General features: G+C 57.3%; 15 protein-coding genes, 4 pseudogenes and 1 other annotated feature. Of the genes and pseudogenes, 11 read left to right on the top strand and 8 right to left on the bottom strand.

Features of this window, described 5'->3' with window-relative positions:
- Both istA and IEG05_RS22155 read right to left on the bottom strand, forming a co-directional pair.
- On the bottom strand, nt 1–1,111 hold a 1,111-nt coding region (gene istA, locus IEG05_RS22160; RefSeq protein ID WP_224742956.1), incomplete at its 3' end, for an IS21 family transposase.
- A gap of 159 nt (nt 1,112–1,270) precedes the next feature.
- On the bottom strand, nt 1,271–2,137 hold the full coding sequence (locus tag IEG05_RS22155; RefSeq protein ID WP_191122734.1) for a LysR family transcriptional regulator: 867 nt from the start codon (nt 2,135–2,137) through the stop codon (nt 1,271–1,273).
- Between the two features lie 140 nt (nt 2,138–2,277).
- Between IEG05_RS22155 and IEG05_RS22150 the strand changes: the two genes are divergently transcribed.
- From IEG05_RS22150 to IEG05_RS22130, 5 genes and pseudogenes are all read left to right on the top strand, one after another.
- Nucleotides 2,278–3,267, top strand: a complete 990-nt coding sequence (locus IEG05_RS22150; RefSeq protein ID WP_041756905.1) for a zinc-dependent alcohol dehydrogenase family protein — start codon at nt 2,278–2,280, stop codon at nt 3,265–3,267.
- A 149-nt stretch (nt 3,268–3,416) separates the two neighbouring features.
- Nucleotides 3,417–3,728, top strand: a pseudogene (locus IEG05_RS22145) (transposase); the annotation flags it as partial.
- On the top strand, nt 3,712–4,179 hold the full coding sequence (locus tag IEG05_RS22140; RefSeq protein WP_191122733.1) for an inositol monophosphatase family protein: 468 nt from the start codon (nt 3,712–3,714) through the stop codon (nt 4,177–4,179). The pseudogene IEG05_RS22145 and the gene IEG05_RS22140, both read left to right, overlap by 17 nt.
- 101 nt (nt 4,180–4,280) lie before the next feature.
- Nucleotides 4,281–4,607 (top strand): type II toxin-antitoxin system PrlF family antitoxin, encoded by a 327-nt coding sequence (locus IEG05_RS22135; RefSeq protein ID WP_015275815.1) that lies wholly within the window; start codon nt 4,281–4,283, stop codon nt 4,605–4,607.
- The gene (locus IEG05_RS22130; RefSeq protein ID WP_191122732.1) at nt 4,604–5,107 is read left to right on the top strand and encodes a type II toxin-antitoxin system YhaV family toxin; all 504 of its coding nucleotides are present in this window, start codon (nt 4,604–4,606) and stop codon (nt 5,105–5,107) included. Before IEG05_RS22135 ends, IEG05_RS22130 begins: the two co-directional genes overlap by 4 nt.
- A 644-nt stretch (nt 5,108–5,751) precedes the next feature.
- Here the strand turns inward: IEG05_RS22130 and IEG05_RS22125 are convergent.
- Nucleotides 5,752–6,054: a putative quinol monooxygenase gene (locus IEG05_RS22125; RefSeq protein ID WP_007182542.1), complete on the bottom strand. Its 303-nt coding sequence runs from the start codon at nt 6,052–6,054 to the stop codon at nt 5,752–5,754.
- A gap of 66 nt (nt 6,055–6,120) precedes the next feature.
- Here IEG05_RS22125 and IEG05_RS23660 point away from each other — a divergent pair.
- The 3 genes and pseudogenes from IEG05_RS23660 to IEG05_RS22115 form a co-directional block, all read left to right on the top strand.
- Nucleotides 6,121–6,702, top strand: a pseudogene (locus tag IEG05_RS23660) (DJ-1/PfpI family protein); the annotation flags it as partial.
- Nucleotides 6,703–6,825: 123 nt separating this feature from the next.
- Nucleotides 6,826–7,134, top strand: a complete 309-nt coding sequence (locus IEG05_RS23655) for a helix-turn-helix domain-containing protein (RefSeq protein ID WP_374367937.1) — start codon at nt 6,826–6,828, stop codon at nt 7,132–7,134.
- 204 nt (nt 7,135–7,338) lie between these two features.
- Nucleotides 7,339–7,533 (top strand): annotated as a pseudogene (locus IEG05_RS22115) (transposase); the annotation flags it as partial.
- Nucleotides 7,534–7,636: 103 nt separating this feature from the next.
- On the opposite strand, the gene IEG05_RS22110 reads toward IEG05_RS22115, so the two are convergent.
- The 5 genes from IEG05_RS22110 to IEG05_RS22090 form a co-directional block, all read right to left on the bottom strand.
- The gene (locus IEG05_RS22110; RefSeq protein WP_042927609.1) at nt 7,637–8,971 is read right to left on the bottom strand and encodes a DUF3422 family protein; all 1,335 of its coding nucleotides are present in this window, start codon (nt 8,969–8,971) and stop codon (nt 7,637–7,639) included.
- Nucleotides 8,972–9,156: 185 nt separating this feature from the next.
- Nucleotides 9,157–9,555 (bottom strand): VOC family protein, encoded by a 399-nt coding sequence (locus tag IEG05_RS22105; RefSeq protein WP_003291554.1) that lies wholly within the window; start codon nt 9,553–9,555, stop codon nt 9,157–9,159.
- Between the two features lie 43 nt (nt 9,556–9,598).
- Nucleotides 9,599–10,708, bottom strand: coding sequence for an S-(hydroxymethyl)glutathione dehydrogenase/class III alcohol dehydrogenase (locus IEG05_RS22100; protein ID WP_003291553.1), 1,110 nt, complete (start codon nt 10,706–10,708; stop codon nt 9,599–9,601).
- A 59-nt stretch (nt 10,709–10,767) separates the two neighbouring features.
- The gene (locus IEG05_RS22095; protein ID WP_191122731.1) at nt 10,768–10,992 is read right to left on the bottom strand and encodes a metal-sensing transcriptional repressor; all 225 of its coding nucleotides are present in this window, start codon (nt 10,990–10,992) and stop codon (nt 10,768–10,770) included.
- A 60-nt stretch (nt 10,993–11,052) separates the two neighbouring features.
- Nucleotides 11,053–11,796 (bottom strand): SDR family oxidoreductase, encoded by a 744-nt coding sequence (locus IEG05_RS22090; RefSeq protein ID WP_031633346.1) that lies wholly within the window; start codon nt 11,794–11,796, stop codon nt 11,053–11,055.
- Nucleotides 11,797–11,940: 144 nt separating this feature from the next.
- Between IEG05_RS22090 and IEG05_RS22085 the strand changes: the two genes are divergently transcribed.
- The 3 genes and pseudogenes from IEG05_RS22085 to IEG05_RS22075 all read left to right on the top strand — a co-directional run bounded on the left by IEG05_RS22085 (nt 11,941) and on the right by IEG05_RS22075 (nt 15,881).
- On the top strand, nt 11,941–12,855 hold the full coding sequence (locus IEG05_RS22085) for a LysR family transcriptional regulator (RefSeq protein ID WP_191122730.1): 915 nt from the start codon (nt 11,941–11,943) through the stop codon (nt 12,853–12,855).
- A 355-nt stretch (nt 12,856–13,210) separates the two neighbouring features.
- A pseudogene (locus IEG05_RS22080) lies at nt 13,211–14,434 on the top strand (IS3-like element ISPst4 family transposase).
- Nucleotides 13,489–13,605: a sequence feature (AL1L pseudoknot), on the top strand. It overlaps the preceding pseudogene by 117 nt.
- A gap of 307 nt (nt 14,435–14,741) precedes the next feature.
- Nucleotides 14,742–15,881 (top strand): glutathione-independent formaldehyde dehydrogenase, encoded by a 1,140-nt coding sequence (locus IEG05_RS22075; protein WP_015275821.1) that lies wholly within the window; start codon nt 14,742–14,744, stop codon nt 15,879–15,881.
- Nucleotides 15,882–16,652 lie beyond the last annotated feature (771 nt).

Below are 16,652 nucleotides of genomic sequence, written 5' to 3'. Positions count from 1 at the left end.
CAGACTTGATGCAGTTTCTGCGTTCACTGTAGCGAATAGTTCTGTGGCCTACAGATCGCGCCACCCCGCAGCCGAGGCCGTGCCGCGGACTGAAGGCCACATAAATCGCAAGGCCACACAAGATATGCACGCGCGCCTTCTTCCACTCGGCATAGACGTAGGGCTGCTCCGGCAGTGGGCTCAGCGCTGGACGATCCAGGGCTTCGAAGGCCGAGTGCCGGGAGCCCGGCAGCTTGCGAAACGGTCGTCGGTTGAGCCGCTCCAGCAATAAGGCGATGGCGCTGTTGAGTTCGTCCAGGGAGAAGAACTGGCGGTTCCTCAGCGCGGCGAGGATCCAGCGCTCGACCACCTGCACGCCGACCTCAGCCTTAGCCTTGTCGCGCGGCTTACGCGCCCGCGCCGGCACCACCGCCACGCCATAGTGCTCGGCCAGATCGCGGTAGCTCGGGTTGATGTCCGGCTCGTAGCGATGGCTCTTACTCACCGCGCTTCGCAGGTTGTCCGGCACCACGATTTCCGGCACGCCGCCGAGAAAGGCGAAGCAGCGGACATGGGAGCCCAGCCAGTCCGGTAACTGCTGCGACCAAGTGGCTTCGGCGAAGGTGTAGCTGGACGCGCCAAGCACCGCGACGAACACCTGCGCCTGGCGGATCTCGCCGCTGTGGCGGTCGATCACCGGCACCGTCTGCCCGGCGTAGTCGACAAACAGCTTCTCACCGACGCGATGCTCCTGGCGCATCACCACGTCCAGCTTGCCCTGCCAGGCTCGGTAGTGCTCGCAGAACCAGCTGTACTGAAAGCCTTTCGGCTGGCTCAGGCGATACTCCTGCCAGAGCAGCGCCAAGGTCACGCCCGGCCGGCGTAGCTCGGCATGCACCCAAGACCAATCGGGCAATGGCCGTTGCTCGCTGGGCACCGCAGGGGGCGGTGGGAACAGTTGCTGCTCCAGCTCGGAATCGGACAACGAACAGGGCCAGGCTAGACCGCTGGCGGCAAAGCGGTTGAGGTAATCGCCGACAGTGACACGACCGATCTGCACGCTGACGGCAATCTGGCGAGCCGATAGCCCGACCTCGAACTTGAGACGAAGTACTTCGCGAATCTTACGCATGGATAAACGCTCCACGACGACCTCTCTGCTTCGAAAAAGAGGTCGATGGTAGTGAAGAAATCCTGCGTTACTGCCTGCCCGGTTGAGTGGCCGGATGACCGTGGAATCAGTGGTCGGATACGCGTGGAATGGGTGGCCGGATCACCGTGGAATCGGTGGTCAGATGCTTATGGAATGGGTGGCCAGATGACCGTGGAATCCGCAGTCAGGGGTATAGAGGATGTGCATTGCGGTATTCGGCACGGGGTACTGCGGCAACAGACGCACCAGTGTCCCATCGCGCAGTGCATCGCTAACCAACTCTATCGGCTGTAGAACCACACCTAGACCAGCTACAGCCGCTGCCAGCAGTGGATCACCTTGATTGATCGTTAATTTGCTTGTAATAGGAACATCTATACGCCCCTCCGGGCTGTCGAAGCTCCAGTGTGAGCGGCCATCAGAATAGGTAAACCCCAGACACTCCTGCTGCTGTAGATCCCACGGATTGATGATGGGAGGGCGACGTGCAAGATAGGACGGCGCAGCGCATAAAACCATCTGATAGGGCTCCAGTGGCACTGCCTTCAACCCACTGCTCACCAGCTCGCCGATGCGAAATACCACGTCGTAACCATCATCAACGATATCGACCAGTTCGTTCGATAACGTTAGGTCAACAGACACCTGAGGATACCGAACCATGTATTCCAGCAGGCGTGGCGAAAGCGTGCGAATTCCGAACGTGACCGGCGCGTTGATGCGAAGGCGGCCGCTTGGTGTGCCCCGAGTGAGGGCGGCCAGGTTCTCGGCAGACTGCATGTCTGCAAGGATCAGTTTTGCTCGCGGGTAGAACGCCCTGCCGAAGTCGGTGAGGCTTTGCCTGCGCGTAGTCCGGTGCAGCAGGGAAACACCCAGATGTTGTTCGAGCATTTTCACCTGTTTCCCTACCAATTGAGGGGAGAGATTCAGGTCGTCCGCAGCGGCGCTGAATGAACCCAGCTCAACTGTTTTGACGAACGTGGCCATCTGGGTCAGGCGATCCATTATAAACACTCTGTTTCTAGTAATGCGCCATCGTAGGCCTTTATCTAGCGCCAACCAATGACTAAATTTTCGTCACCTTTCGAGTGCCCGGATACCTTCCGGATGTACGTCGAGGCCCATTGATAAACGAGATATCTATGATGGCACGCATTGTCAGAATTCATGAATACGGTGACGCCAGCGTTCTGAAGCTGGAAGATCTGGAAGTATCGGCACCAGCAGCAAACGAGGTGCAAATTAGTGTTAAAGCCATTGGCTTGAACCGAGCCGAAGTGATGTTCCGCAATCACGCATACCTACAAGAAGCGGAGTTCCCCAGCCGCTTAGGCTACGAGGCCGCAGGCATCGTAACGGCAGTTGGGAGCGACGTAACCGAGATCACGATTGGTGACTCGGTCGCTCTGATCCCACCTCTGGATATTGCTCGCTGGGGCACCTACGGCGAGTTGGCCAATGTACCGGCCCACCTGGTGGTAAAGAGCCCTGAGAACTTGTCCTTTGAAGAGGCTGCGGCGTCTTGGATGCAGTACGTCACCGCCTGGGGGGCATTGATTGAACAGGCGAAGCTACGGCAGGGCGATTTTGTCATCGTTACCGCCGCGTCAAGCAGTGTTGGCTTGGCCGCCTTCCAAATGGCTCGTATGGTCGGCGCCACATCGATTGCGATCACTCGAACTCACGCGAAGAAGCAAGCCCTACTTGATGCAGGCGCTGCGCATGTCATCGTCAGCGATGAAGAGGATATCGTCGAGCGTGTTATGACGATAACTGCCGGTCAAGGCGCTCGCGTTGTATTCGATCCTGTAGGCGGGCCGTCCTTTGAACCTCTCACGCAGAGCATGGCGCGGGGCGGAATTTTGCTGGAGTACGGCGCACTTAGCTCTGAACCGACACCATTCCCACTGTTTACCGTGCTGGGCAAAAGCCTGACTTTGAAGGGCTATATCTACGCAGAGATTGTGGCCGACCTTGAAGCCCTAGAGAGAGCAAAGGCTTTTATTCTGCAAGGGTTGAAGTCCGGTACGTTGCGCCCGATCATCGCAAAGACATTCGCACTTAGCGACATCCAGGATGCCCATCGTTTCCTTGAAGCCAATCAGCAGATCGGCAAGATCGTGGTAACTGTCTGACCAGCAATTATGGGGCTGAGAGCGTAATCCTTCGGCCCCGATTCAAGCCAGCCCTGATGACCGCTATTGGCCGATTCTGTTGAAAAAGTAGCTGCTCCCCCCATGCTGTTGGCAGAATTGCTCTGTCAGCTAGCGCGGGGGCGAACAGCATGATGGGACAGTTACCAGGAGGACAGCAGTGCCTGTTCTACTCGTTCAATCTGGAAGACCACGTTCCGCCCCAACACCTCTTACGCAGCATCGACCAGTGCCTGGATCTCAGCGATCTGCGTGCCTACCTGGCGGATTTCTATAGCCCCATCGGGCGCACCTCGATTGACCCGGAATTGATGGTGCGCATGCTGGTCGTCGGCTACTGCTATGGCATCCTTTCCAAACGGCGATCGTGAGAAGAGGTGCACTTAAACCTGGCCTATCGCTGGTTCTGCCGACTGGGCTTTGAGGATGAAGTACCCAATCACTGGTGATTCCGACTGCGTCGCATGGGCAAAAGGGGCACCGTGTGTGCTTCGCAATGGGAGCCCCATTAAAGCGACACTCGCCCAAAAAGAATGGAATCAAGACAGCAAAGTTATGGTCAGCACTGCGGCAACGAACAAGCCCGAAATCAATTCTGAATTGTGCTCACCAGGTTGCTTTGTGGCGATGCCCAGCATCGCCTATCGGTTGGCACGAGTCGCAGCAGGTGATGGGGATGCAGGCGTATCGCTTGTGCCGGTTTCAGCACACGATGTGGCTGCAGGTCATGCGCTGCTAATTGGCGCAGGGGGTGTGCTGATTGACCAGGATGGGAACAGCATCACTTATGTCACTGAAGCCGACATGCAGACAGTATCTCGGAGATGTTTTGGCGGCACCTCAGAAGCATGTAAGACGCTGGTTACCCGCAACTGGAGCACGGTATTCAGCTAGCCCATTGCTCGACTATCGCCCCAGCTCAGACAATGCAACCGCATTGACAAGGTAATGCATCCGCATTACCTTGAAACAACTCACACGAGCCGGAGCAAGTCATGGCCAGAGCACTTGAAGTCGAATCCACCCTTACCGACCGCTATCAGACGACGGTACCAGAAACGGTTCGCCGCGCACTTCAGCTAAACAAGCGCGACAAAATCCATTACTCGATTCGCCCCAGCGGTGAGGTCGTGCTGAGCCGTGCTGAGCCCACTGAGGATGACCCGGCAATCGGCCAGTTTCTCAGCTTTCTTGCACATGACATCGCAGCGAACCCTCAGCACCTGCGAGCCATAGATTCAGATCTCGTGGCACGCATTCATTCGCTGGTCGATAGCAACGATATAGATCTGGATGCCCCGCTGTCGGCAGACGATGAATGAGCCAAGACCAAGGTAAGCCACTGGTTGCTCATGGCTGGACAGTATTTGCGCACCCCTTGTTTCTGGATCAGCTCGAAACCCTCATTCAGCAAGTTGAGCTCTCAAAACAAAAAGACCCCGTGGGTTATCGCAAGAATAATGCAGCCAAGCGGCTGGCAGCCATCACCAAGCTGGCTTTTGACGTTATCCCACAAGCCCCGAGCAAGCCCGAATACCGCCAAGGTGGCACATTTGGCGAGGAACATAAGCACTGGTTCCGTGCCAAGTTTTTTCAGCAGTATCGGCTGTTCTTCCGGTACCACGGCCCAAGCAAGGTAATCATCTTGGCGTGGGTTAATGACGAAGACACCAAGCGTGCCTATGAGAGCAGCGATGACGCCTACAAGGTGTTTCGAAAAATGCTCGCAAGCGGACATCCACCTGACTCGTGGGATAAGCTGCTGAATGAAGCCACGCAGGAAAACGCACGATTAAATTCGGCCGCCACCTCGGTCAACTGAGCCCCCAACAAGCTGCCGGTTCAAATCCCTATCGAGGATTTGAACCCAGAACATCCTTCCCGCACCGCGCGGCGCCTTTAAACTGGAAATCGTTTTGGTTGCGCTCTTGACGGAAGGCTCAAGGTTCCTATATTGCTTAAGAGTGAAATCCTACAAATCAGTTTTCAGAGACCAAGTGCCTGAAACGCTGATTTGAGCTGGGTATTTTTGTCTTTGGATTCAAATCCCCCGGCTCCGAGCCCCCGCAGGAGTTCGAATCGTTACGTACGAACCCCCAGAAACCCTCACTAGCCCGCACGGCCCGATGCTAGGTCGTTGATTTTCAACAAACCGCTCTATCGGTCCGCGCTTGCGGACTGCGGACTTTCGATTGGCCGGAAATCTGGCTCGCCCAGACGGCTCTCGGTACCGACACGTTGCAAACAGTCGGTACTTCTCGATAACTACCCGACGAATCGGAACATCACAGCCAGCCCTGATGTTGCCCCTGCTTGCTGACGCAGCTTGGAAGTTCTGGCTGCAATATTGCCCCCCGTCGCTGTGGAAGGTAGCTCCCTGGGCAAGTGCAATCGAGGGGGGGATCGCTGCGTAGAGCTTGTGACCCCCATCCTGCAGCGTGACCTGATTGGGTCAAGGCCGGGTTGTCATGCAGGCAGTTTGGCTGCAAGCAGTTCGACCTTCTCGATATTGGGCGGAGAACTGAGCAAGGTCGCGGCGTTGGCCATCAAGGCCGCGGCGATCTGGCCGTTCAGATGTGCTTGGCGACCTGCCTCATCGGCAAAGGCATCGAACACACCGAACGTCGAAGGGCCAAACTTCAATGCGAACCAGGCAGTGGTGCCGGACTCTGCGTTGGCGAGTGGCAGTGCGCTGGCCAGGAAGTCGGCAAGCGCAGCCTCCTGGCCGGGTTTGGCTTCGAGGCGAACAAACAGGGCGAGCTTGGTCATGCTGTAATCCTTGGGGTAAATGGAAAAGTGGGTGAAGGGATCGACGAGCCTGCAGTCTAAGTCTTCATGACAGCCATCTCTATAGACAATAATGACAACATTGATATCATTGTTGCCATGAAAATCCACATCCTTGTTTGTGATGGCGTGTTTGATCTGGGGCTTGCGGCGCTCACCGACACAGTGGGCTTGGCCAATGCGATGTCGGGCTCGCTGCCACAGGCTCCCGCGCACATAGAGCTCACGCTGGTGGGCGTGCGGCGTCGCATCCGAACTGCGCAAGGCTTGACGGTCCCCGTGGTCACTGCGCGTGGTGTGCCGGAACCAGACGTCGTGCTCGTGCCCGCGTTTGGTGAAAAGATGCCTGACACGCTCTCGGCTCGGCTCACACGCCCCGACGTGCCCGATGCGGTCGCCGTGCTACAGCAGTGGTCCACCGCTGGCGCGCACCTTGGTGCCGCCTGCTCCGGTAGTTTCTTGCTTGCAGAGAGTGGCCTGCTTGATGGGCATCGTGCGACGACGTCATGGTGGCTGGGGCCGATGTTTCGGCAGCGCTATCCGAACGTCACGCTGGACGAGTCACGCATGATCGTGAACTCGACACGCTTCACTACCGCGGGTGCCGCTTTGGCCCACGTCGACCTGGCCTTGCGCATCATCCGGGGGCGCAGTCCGGCGCTGGCGGCCCTAGTAGCACGCTATCTGCTGGTCGAGGCACGCAGTTCGCAAGCCGAGTTCGTGATTCCCGACCACCTTGCGCATGCCGACCCGATGGTGGAGCGCTTCGAGTCCTGGGCCAGAAGTCAGCTCGCGAAGGGGTTCTCGCTGGCCGAGGCGGCCAGCGCCGCGGGCACAAGCGAGCGCACCTTGGCGCGGCGGCTGCAAAGCGTTTTGGGCAAGACACCGTTGTCGTATTTCCAGGACCTGCGCGTGGAGCATGCCGTCCATCTCTTGCGCACCGGAAACGCGAGCGTCGACCAAGTCGCCGCACAGGTCGGGTACTCGGATGGGGTGACCCTGCGGGCCCTGTTGCGCCGCAAGCTGGGCCGGGGTGTCAGGGAGTTGCGACGCGGTGGATGACCAGAGGCGTTTGGTGTATGTACAGCTGGAGACCGCCGGGAAACTGACGCAGGCCAAACGGCGCATTTGGACCTGATAAAACTACTGCGCCACGTTATTTGAACTGGTTTGCTAGGGTCTGTTGCCATTTCGCGCTAACCCATTGATCTATAAGAGCAAGCCCGTATCGTTGAAGCTCTGACCCAACATCGATACGAGCTTGCAATGCCCCGATTACTGCTCAGCGATGAGCATTGGTCGAAGCTGCGGGAAATTCTGCTGCACAAGGCCATCTACAACAAGCGTGATCTACGAATGACCGTGGAGGGCATGCTGTACCGCATGCGCACGGGATGTCCCTGGAGAGACCTGCCCAAGGCGTTTGGCTACTGGAATAAGGTCTACAAACGCTTCAATGCAGGCCGCAGCGGTACAAGAGGATTCACCGAAAGAATTGCTTGGCATGTTGTTCTCCTCTGTTCAAACGGACGGCGCAGCTATCGCGCGCCAGGACGGCAGCTCGTCAGGAAGATTTCTCTTCCGCCGCCGTGTCGCTGTGGGCGTGTCTTATCCTGCGGACGATCCACCAGATCGTCAGCATCACCGCAGGTACCAGAACCGCCATCACCGGCGCCACGCTGTCGTGAACGATCGGAATGCCCTTGAGCAGGTAGCCGAGAAGACTCACGACGTAATAAGAAATTGCCGCGACCGACAGGCCTTCGACGGTTTGCTGAAGGCGCAATTGCAACTTGGCCCGGTTGTTCATCGAAGCCAGCAGATCGCGGTTCTGGCGTTCAAGTTCGACGTCGATCCACGAACGCAGCAACGCGATGGCTCGGGTCAGTTTGTCGGAGAGCTTGGCCTGGCGCTCCTTTACGGATTGGCACTCCCGCATGGCTGGAGCGATGCGACGCTGCAGGAAATCCGCCCAGGTGCTGTATCCGGATACGGCCACTTCTGAAAGCGCAGCCAGCCTTTCCTCGACGATCTCGTAGTAGGCACGGCTGGCGCCGAAGCGATAGAGATTTGCCGCGACGCCAGCTTCCAGTTCGGCGGCCAGACCTGTCAATTCGGAAAGCAGCACGTCGCTATCGCGGCGTTCTACCAAATTCGTACACATCTCGTCAGTGATCGCAGCAAGGCGCGACTCCATGTGTCGCAGCTCCGACGTCATCGATCGCGTCAACGGCAGAGACAGCAACGCCAAGGTACGGTACGTCTCGATCTCCAATAGAAGTTGAGCCAGCGCACCTGCCCGCGCCGGGGTCAAATCACGAGCAAGGATGAGGATCTGCGTCAGGCCATCCTCATCCTGTCGGAAGTCGGTCAAGATGGCGGCAGAGCCGTTCTCTACCAACGAGTAGCACAGGCTGGCAGGATCGAAGCGATCAGCCTCCTTCTCCGTTTCTGGTATCCACGGAAGAAGTCTCAAGCGGATGCCGGATATGACCGGGCCCGGAGGAACAAATCCATGTTTGAAGGGATTTTCTCCGCAAGGCTCTCCCGTCTTGGAATCCAGCGAAGCGCACCAGAGATACGTAGAGAACTCGGTGTGCTTTTCACAGTGAAGGTCTCCCTCATCCCATGTCATGCCGTGTAGCGGCGTAGCGTGGTCGGGCTCGGCAACGCCGAAGCGATGAGACAACTCGCTCATCGCCATCTGATCCCTGGTCTGGTCACCTTCGGTCATGAAAGCGAGCTGCAATATACCGCGGGGGGCCTCAAGCAACAGATGCGGGCGCGCATGCACTTCACCCACGGCTGCAGCACGATCGGCATAAGCCGGCATGCCGTACACGGTGGCGGTTGGGGTGGGTTGTACGGTCGTCGTATTGATATTGGCCGGCTCTTTCATAACGACCTCATTTCCCATTGGTTGAAAAGCACGCTTCAAAACAAATGCCCGCAGCCATGCGTTTCACACATGGCTGCGGGCCGATCTTCATGAGCATGCACCGCGTTACGCAGTCCGTCTAACAGGCTCGCCGTATAATAGAGGCTTGTGCTGACCCTGTCAGAACGCTCTCAGCTTCCTTGCTTTCAGACGAAGGTGTACGAGCAGACCTTGTTGCCCGCCGGATCACGCAGGTAGGCAGCATAGGCACCCGGCAGGTGACCACGTGCGCCAGGTTGGCCCTCGTCAGTGCCGCCTGCGGCAAGGCCGGCGGCGTGGAAGGCATCCACTTCAGCGGGAGTGGCGGCCGCAAAGCCGATCGTCACGCCGTTGCTGGAAGGCGCTTCACCATTGCCCGGGCGGGCGATGATGAAAGCCGGCTTTTCGCGACCGAAAAGTACCCATCCGTTGTTGAAAGGACCGAGGTTCTTGATGCCAAGAGCACCCAGAGCGGCGGCGTAGAACGCGACCGACTTCTGAAGGTCGGCAGCGCCGATAAAGATGTGCGAAAAGATGCCATCGCCAGAAATGACAGGAGTGGACATGATTAATTTCCTTGGTGGTTGGCGTTGAATGGGTAGTGGGCGATCAGTAGTGGATCACCGTGCGAATCGACTTGCCTTCATGCATCAGGTCGAAGGCCTTGTTGATGTCGTCGAGGCCCATGGTGTGGGTGACGAACGGGGCGAGATCGATCTCGCCTTTCATTGCGTCCTCCACCATGCCGGGAAGTTGAGTGCGGCCCTTGACCCCGCCGAAAGCCGAGCCCTTCCAGGTGCGACCGGTGATCAACTGGAACGGGCGCGTCGAAATTTCCTTGCCTGCACCAGCCACGCCGATGACGATCGACTGGCCCCAGCCACGATGTGCTGCTTCCAGTGCCGAGCGCATCACGTTGACGTTGCCGATGCACTCGAAGGTGTGATCGACACCCCAACCGGTCATCTCGATGAGAACCTCGTGAATCGGCTTGTCGAAGTCCTTCGGGTTGAGGCATTCGGTCGCGCCGAAGGTACGAGCCAGCTCGAACTTCGCTGGATTGGTGTCGATGGCGATGATGCGACCCGCCTTGGCCTGGCGTGCCCCCTGAATCGCAGCGAGCCCGATGCCGCCGAGGCCGAAGATGGCCACAGAGTCACCCGGCTGAACCTTGGCCGTGTTGTGAACAGCGCCGATGCCGGTGGTCACACCGCAACCCAGCAGGCAGACATGCTCGGGATTGGCGTCCGGGTTGATCTTGGCCAGCGAGACTTCGGCCACCACCGTGTATTCGCTGAAGGTCGAGCAGCCCATGTAGTGGTAGATCGGCTGGCCGTTGTAGCTGAAGCGGGTGGTGCCATCGGGCATCACGCCCTTGCCCTGGGTGGCGCGCACCGCCACGCACAGGTTGGTCTTGCCGCTCTTGCAGAACAGGCACTCACCGCACTCGGCGGTGTACAGCGGGATCACGTGGTCACCCGGCTTGACCGAGGTCACGCCCTCGCCGACCTCGACCACGATGCCGGCGCCCTCATGGCCCAGCACCGCCGGGAACACGCCTTCCGGGTCCTCGCCCGACAGGGTGAAGGCGTCGGTATGGCAAACGCCGGTATTCGTGATCCTGACAAGCACCTCGCCCTTGCGCGGAGGCTCGACGTCGATCTCGACGATTTCCAGTGGCTTTCCAGGCCCGAAAGCAACTGCTGCACGTGATTTCATGATGTCGCTTCCTTTACTAGCTAACTAAATTTTCCCTCACCGAGGGCACCCTGGTGCCTCTACCGCAGGTAGGAGCGGACGATGGAGATGGTCTCGTCAATGGACTTGTTCTGCGAATCGCACCTGATTTCGCTACTGGGAAACTCTTCCCGTAGATAGCTCTCCATAACCGTTGCCATCAATCCGTTGTCAGCCCCACGAACAGCTGCAAGCTGCTGAAGAATTGCAGGGCATTCAGCACCTGCATCGAGCGCTTGCTTCTTTTCTTCCGGGCCATGTGGCACTCACCGCTTTTCACTCCAGATAAGCGGGGCCTGACGCCGAAGAGACAGGCCCTCAACTCATTAGAATTCCTGCACGGTTGGGCGCAGAACGATCTCGTTAATATCCACGTCAGCAGGCTGCTCAATTGCGAAGGCGATAGCTCGAGCGACCGATTCGGCGGGAATTGCATGCTTGTAGAAGTCCACCACGAAATCGCGGCTCTGTTGGTGGGTGCTGCCGAATTTCAGTTCGGAGTCCACGGCGCCCGGTTCGATAGTCGTGGTGCGGATGCTGCCACCGACTTCGTGACGCAGTCCTTCGGAGATAGCCCGCACAGCAAACTTGGTGCCGCTGTACACGGTGCCACCTGGGCTGAACACCTTCAGGCCTGCAACCGATGCGATGTTGATGAAGTGACCACTGTTTTGTTTCTGGAAGACTGGCAATGCAGCCGCGACTCCGTACAGCAGACCCTTGATGTTGATATCGATCATGCGATCCCACTCGTCAGTGCGAGTATCGCTGAGCGGTGCAATCGCCATCAGTCCGGCATTGTTGATCAGTACATCAATGCGACCGTAGGTGTCCACGGCACCTTGAATGAGCGTTTTGACCTCTTCCTGAGAGGTAACATCGGTCTGATACGCGATTGCCTGACCACCTGCATTGGTCAGCTCAGCCACCAATGCGTCGAGTTTATCTTTGCGACGTGCAGCCAGCACTACGCGAGCGCCAAGCGCAGCAAGGTGGCGTGCAGTAACCTCACCCAGGCCGCTACTGGCACCGGTGATAACGACAACTTTTCCAGAAATGTTATTGCTCATGCTGAGAACCTCATCGGCGGGTTTGTACTTCGCCATGGCTGGTTAACCTGGCAGTGCGCAAACTTTAGACCCATGATTGATCTCAATAAATGGAAATGATTGGATTATACTATTCCTGAAAATGGAATAAATGGGAGGGGCAACATGCTTAACCGCATGGAGATGGTTAGGATTTTTTGCACAGCAGCAGAGGCAGGTAGCTTCCGCGAAGCGGCAACTCGATTAGGCATCTCCCCACAAGGGGTGACTCGAGCCATTCAAGCCCTGGAAACTGAGCTTGGCGAATCACTGTTCCACCGCAATACCCGCCAGGTGAGCATCACTGCTTTCGGTCAGGATTACGCCAAAGATGCCAGGTCAGCTCTGGATCATTTCGATACGCTATTCCGGTCGCACAGGACGGAGCCTGGGCTGTCAGGTAAGGTGGGGATTACGGCTCCACATGCTATTGGCAGGCGCTTCCTAATACCGTTTCTTCAGCCCCTGGCCGCTGCACATCCTGACCTGCAATTCGATCTCCGCTTGGAAGATCAGATGACTGATGCCGTTGAAGCGCATATCGATATTGGTATCCGGGTGGGGGTTATTCGCGACCGGCGCTACGTTGCACGTGCCTTAGCTCCCGTGCCGTTTTACGTTGTCGCGTGCCCGTCTCTCATAGGCCAAAAGACACCACCTAAATCTTTGGATGCCTTAGCTAAGCTGCCACTTTCAGTCCTGATCGACCGGAAAAATGGCCGCCCTTGGCCTTGGCTATTTGCCGACGGGCAAACGTTCGCGCCCAGGCAGCCAGCGCTTATCTGTGATGATCCAGATACGGAATTGGAAGCCACCCTGGCAGGCATGTGTTTTGGCCAAATTCCTGCCTATCTGGCTGAGCCTCATCTGCGGTCAGGAAAGCTGGTTGCCGTTTTGGCTGATCACGCTCCAGCACCATGGGATCTGTTCATATACCGCCCGCAGCAGGGTCCTGTATCGAAGCGGGTGCGATTGGTGTACGACCACCTTAAGCAGGCTTTCTCAAACCCCAAGCTATTTCCCCAGGGCCTGGGGACATAGCTTGAATACCTGCCAGCAATCGTCCGCTTTTGGCCCAGAGTGTGTAAAAACACTTTCACATCTTGTATGCCCCAGCCCACTGCGCCTGGGCGTAGTGATTTCCCGAGCATTTGCCACGATCAGCGCCGGTGGCGCGTCAGAGCGCTTATAAAGCACTGTGGTACCTCTTGGGACAGTAAAAACCGGGGCTTTTACGCCGTCATCGCCTTCAATAAGCCTTCGGTACCCATGATTTTCATCACCCGCTTCAAATTATAGGCAAGCACATTCAAGCTCATTTCTGCACTCACCCCGTTCAGCTTTCGTGAATCGCCCCGGGTTTCGTGGAGGCCTCAACTCTTGAGAAGATGAGGCCATGAGAAAGACTACGACCTACTCCCCTGAAGTCCGTGAACGTGCCGTGCGCATGGTTCTGGAGCATTTGAACGACTACTCCTCCGAGTGGGCCGCCATTGAAGCCATCGCGCCGAAGATTGGCTGTGCCGCGCAAACCCTGCATGGCTGGATTCGTCGCCAGCAGACCGATGCGGGGCAGCGCCCCGGTCAGACCAGTGAAGAGCGCGAGCGCATCAGAGCCCTAGAGCGCGAAAACCGCGAACTGCGTAAGGCAAACGAGATATTGCGCCTGGCCAGTGCGTATTTTGCCCAGGCGGAGCTCGACCGCCGCACCAAGTCCTGAGGGCGTTTGTCGATCAGCATCGTGACCGTCTCGGGGTCGAGTCGATCTGCCGCGTGTTGCAGATCGCCCCGTCCGGTTACCGCAGGCACGTGGCTCAACAGCGCAACCCGGCACTGCGCTGTTGTCGTGCTCAGCGCGATGACGCATTGACCCTGGAAATCCAGCGAGTGTGGGATGCCAATATGCAGTGCTATGGCGCGGTGAAGGTCTGGAAGCAGCTGCGGCGAGAAGGCATCGAGGTCGCCAGATGCACGGTGGAGCGGTTAATGCGTCGGGCCGGATTGCAGGGCATTAGACGTGGCCAGATCGTGCAGACAACGGTGGCCGGCGACAAGGCCCTTTGCCCGCAGGATCGTGTCCAACGCCAGTTCCATGCCGACCGCCCGAACCAGTTGTGGGTGTCGGACTTCACCTATGTATCGACCTGGCAGGGCTGGCTGTACGTGGCGTTCGTGATCGACGTCTTTGCACGGCGGATCGTCGGCTGGCGAGTCAGTACCAGCATGAAGACAAACTTCGTACTGGATGCCCTAGAGCAAGCCTTGTATGCCCGTCAGCCGCATTGCTCGGGTGGTCTGATCCATCACAGCGACCGTGGAAGCCAGGATGTCTCGATCCGCTATACCGAACGGCTGGCAGAGGCCGGCATTGAGCCTTCGGTTGGCAGCAAGGGAGACAGCTACGACAACGCCTTGGCCGAAACCATCAACGGGTTGTACAAGGCCGAGCTGATTTACCGTCAGTCATGGAAGAGCCGCGAAGCCGTCGAAATGGCGACTTTGAAATGGGGTGCACTGGTACAACCACCAACGCCTGCTGAGCTCAATCGGATATATCCCGCCTGGGGAGGCTGAGGCAAACTTCCACCAGCAACAAGCAGGTCAGGCCATGGCGGCCTGACTTAAACGAAACGGCCTCCACAAAACCCGGGGCGATTCAGTTTGCGAATGCTTGAATCTTAGCGGTCTCCATTGGGCATCTCGATTTGTCTGCAAAAACGGAAAGTTTAGTCCAGTGCCGAGCAACGGCGACGTGCGCTTCAATAGAGGAAAATGGTCGTTTTAGAGCTGTTGCATCAGCCTCGAACGCGGTACCGCCCGTCAGGCTTTGACCAGTTTTCCTGAACAACGCGCGTTGTATGGGAGACGAACCAAGGTAGGAGCGAAAGCGCAATCGGCGCTCCTTTGAACTGACTTGGAGAACCCAGATGAAAGCAATCGTCTACAACGGCCCGCGTGACGTCAGCGTCCAGAACGTCCCAGATGCGAAGATCGAGAGACCAACGGATGCTCTCGTTCGAGTCACATCCACGAATATTTGTGGTTCCGATCTGCACATGTACGAAGGCAGAACCACCTTCGAGACGGGTCGAGTCTTCGGTCACGAGAACCTCGGTGAGGTGGTCGAGGTAGGTGCAGGAGTTGAGCGCGTTAAGGTTGGAGACATGGTCTGCTTGCCCTTCAACATCGGCTGTGGTTTTTGTGAAAACTGCGAGAAAGGACTTACCGGCTATTGCTTGACCGCCAATCCAGGCAGCGCTGGTGCCGCCTACGGCTTTGCAGAGATGGGCACTTATGACGGTGGCCAGGCCGAGCTGCTGCGAGTTCCCTTCGCGGACTTCAACTGTCTCGTGCTGCCTGAGGATGCGAAGGAGCGCGAGGACGACTACGTCATGCTCTCCGACATTTTCCCCACGGGATGGCACGCAACAAGGCTGGCGGGGCTGCAACCAGGCGAGTCCATTGCCATCTACGGCGCAGGCCCGGTCGGCTTGATGGCGGCGCACTCCGCGCTTATCCAAGGCGCTTCGCAGGTCTTCGTAATAGACGATCAACCAGACCGCTTGAAACTGGCTGCCCAGATGGGGGCCACGCCAATCAATTCCGTCGAGCAGAAGGCTGTCGATGAAATCCTGAATTACACCGATGGTAAAGGCACGGATCGTGGGTGCGAATGCGTGGGCTACCAGTGCTGCGACAAACATGGCCACGAGGTGAATCACCTGACCATGAACAACCTCGTCGCCTCGACCAAGGCAACCGGTGGTATCGGAGTAGTCGGGCTATTCGTTCCCCAAGATCCGGGTGCCAAGAACGAGTTAGCCAAAGAAGGGAAGATGGCTTTCGACTTCGGTTCCTTCTGGTTCAAAGGGCAGAAAATCGGCACCGGGCAAGCCAACGTCAAGGCGTACAACCGCCAGTTGGCTGAGCTAATTCATCACGGGCGTGCCGCACCCTCGCAGATCGTTTCCCATCGATTGAAGCTGGATGATGGCCCAAGTGCTTATAAGCACTTCGATGCACGAGACAAGGGGTGGACGAAGGTTGTGATGAAGCCTGCGGCTTAGTGTTTTGAGTAGCCGTCTCCTGCTCGGGGCGGCTACTCGGATGCTGTATCGTTCGAATCCATGCGAGCATCAATGATGCTCAGGCAGGATCCAAGTTTCGCCGGTCATGAAACATCGTTCTGAGCGACTCATGGCGACTTTGGAAATCTGCCAATCGCCATGCTGTTCCTAAGCTTGAGTACCGACGGCTTGTGATCCTGATGAGAGAACGAATCGAATCTGCCAACCAGCAGCATCTTGTATTAGTCAGTTAGCAATGGATCTAAGGATTATTGCTGCGTGAGCTCCAGTCGCTGCCTTATGGTGAATCATCTCTATGGTATCGCGACTGACCGCTATTGGCCCAGAGTGTGTAAAAACGCTTCGTCAAAATTGAAGTACTCGCGTCTACGTGAAATCTGGAGTTTATCGGCACGTCAGCAAATGTGGATTTCTCCCAGATGCACGATTTCTAGCTTGTGTTTGAGTACCTGCCGCACTTGAAAACGTTTTTACACAGTCTCGGCCGGTACCTGCCTAACGCGACAGGCAGATACCGGCCGGGAGTCGCCAGTAGCATCGGGCTGGAGTTGGCCACTTTCACCTGCTGATACCGTCAGCTTCTGCGCCAGTTGATCCTCGGCACCGCAACACGGACAATCCTGTATTAACCTGGCAAATAAATAGGGCATATTAGATAATCTGTCTCCATGAAAATAGATGCCCGTAAACTCAGCCCCCAAGAACAACGTGAAAAGCGCTCCACGGCCCTACGCATGCGTGAGCAGGGTT

Source organism: Stutzerimonas kunmingensis, from assembly GCF_014764705.1.
Taxonomy (GTDB): Bacteria; Pseudomonadota; Gammaproteobacteria; order Pseudomonadales; family Pseudomonadaceae; genus Stutzerimonas.
Note: the sequence above shows the minus strand (reverse complement) of the source record. Positions and strands in the feature narration are given on the sequence as shown.

Excerpts from the sequence above, each read along its gene's own strand:
- IEG05_RS22125 (WP_007182542.1), bottom strand. The coding sequence starts at position 6,054 with ATGACCAAGCTCGCCCTGTTTGTTCGCCTCGAAGCCAAACCCGGCCAG.
- IEG05_RS22130 (WP_191122732.1), top strand. The coding sequence starts at position 4,604 with ATGAGCCAAGACCAAGGTAAGCCACTGGTTGCTCATGGCTGGACAGTA.
- IEG05_RS22140 (WP_191122733.1), top strand. The coding sequence starts at position 3,712 with ATGAAGTACCCAATCACTGGTGATTCCGACTGCGTCGCATGGGCAAAA.
- IEG05_RS22155 (WP_191122734.1), bottom strand. The coding sequence starts at position 2,137 with ATGGATCGCCTGACCCAGATGGCCACGTTCGTCAAAACAGTTGAGCTG.
- IEG05_RS22150 (WP_041756905.1), top strand. The coding sequence starts at position 2,278 with ATGGCACGCATTGTCAGAATTCATGAATACGGTGACGCCAGCGTTCTG.
- IEG05_RS22105 (WP_003291554.1), bottom strand. The coding sequence starts at position 9,555 with ATGTCCACTCCTGTCATTTCTGGCGATGGCATCTTTTCGCACATCTTT.
- IEG05_RS22110 (WP_042927609.1), bottom strand. The coding sequence starts at position 8,971 with ATGAAAGAGCCGGCCAATATCAATACGACGACCGTACAACCCACCCCA.
- IEG05_RS22135 (WP_015275815.1), top strand. The coding sequence starts at position 4,281 with ATGGCCAGAGCACTTGAAGTCGAATCCACCCTTACCGACCGCTATCAG.
- IEG05_RS22085 (WP_191122730.1), top strand. The coding sequence starts at position 11,941 with ATGCTTAACCGCATGGAGATGGTTAGGATTTTTTGCACAGCAGCAGAG.
- IEG05_RS22100 (WP_003291553.1), bottom strand. The coding sequence starts at position 10,708 with ATGAAATCACGTGCAGCAGTTGCTTTCGGGCCTGGAAAGCCACTGGAA.
- IEG05_RS23655 (WP_374367937.1), top strand. The coding sequence starts at position 6,826 with ATGGTGGAGCGCTTCGAGTCCTGGGCCAGAAGTCAGCTCGCGAAGGGG.
- IEG05_RS22075 (WP_015275821.1), top strand. The coding sequence starts at position 14,742 with ATGAAAGCAATCGTCTACAACGGCCCGCGTGACGTCAGCGTCCAGAAC.
- IEG05_RS22090 (WP_031633346.1), bottom strand. The coding sequence starts at position 11,796 with ATGAGCAATAACATTTCTGGAAAAGTTGTCGTTATCACCGGTGCCAGT.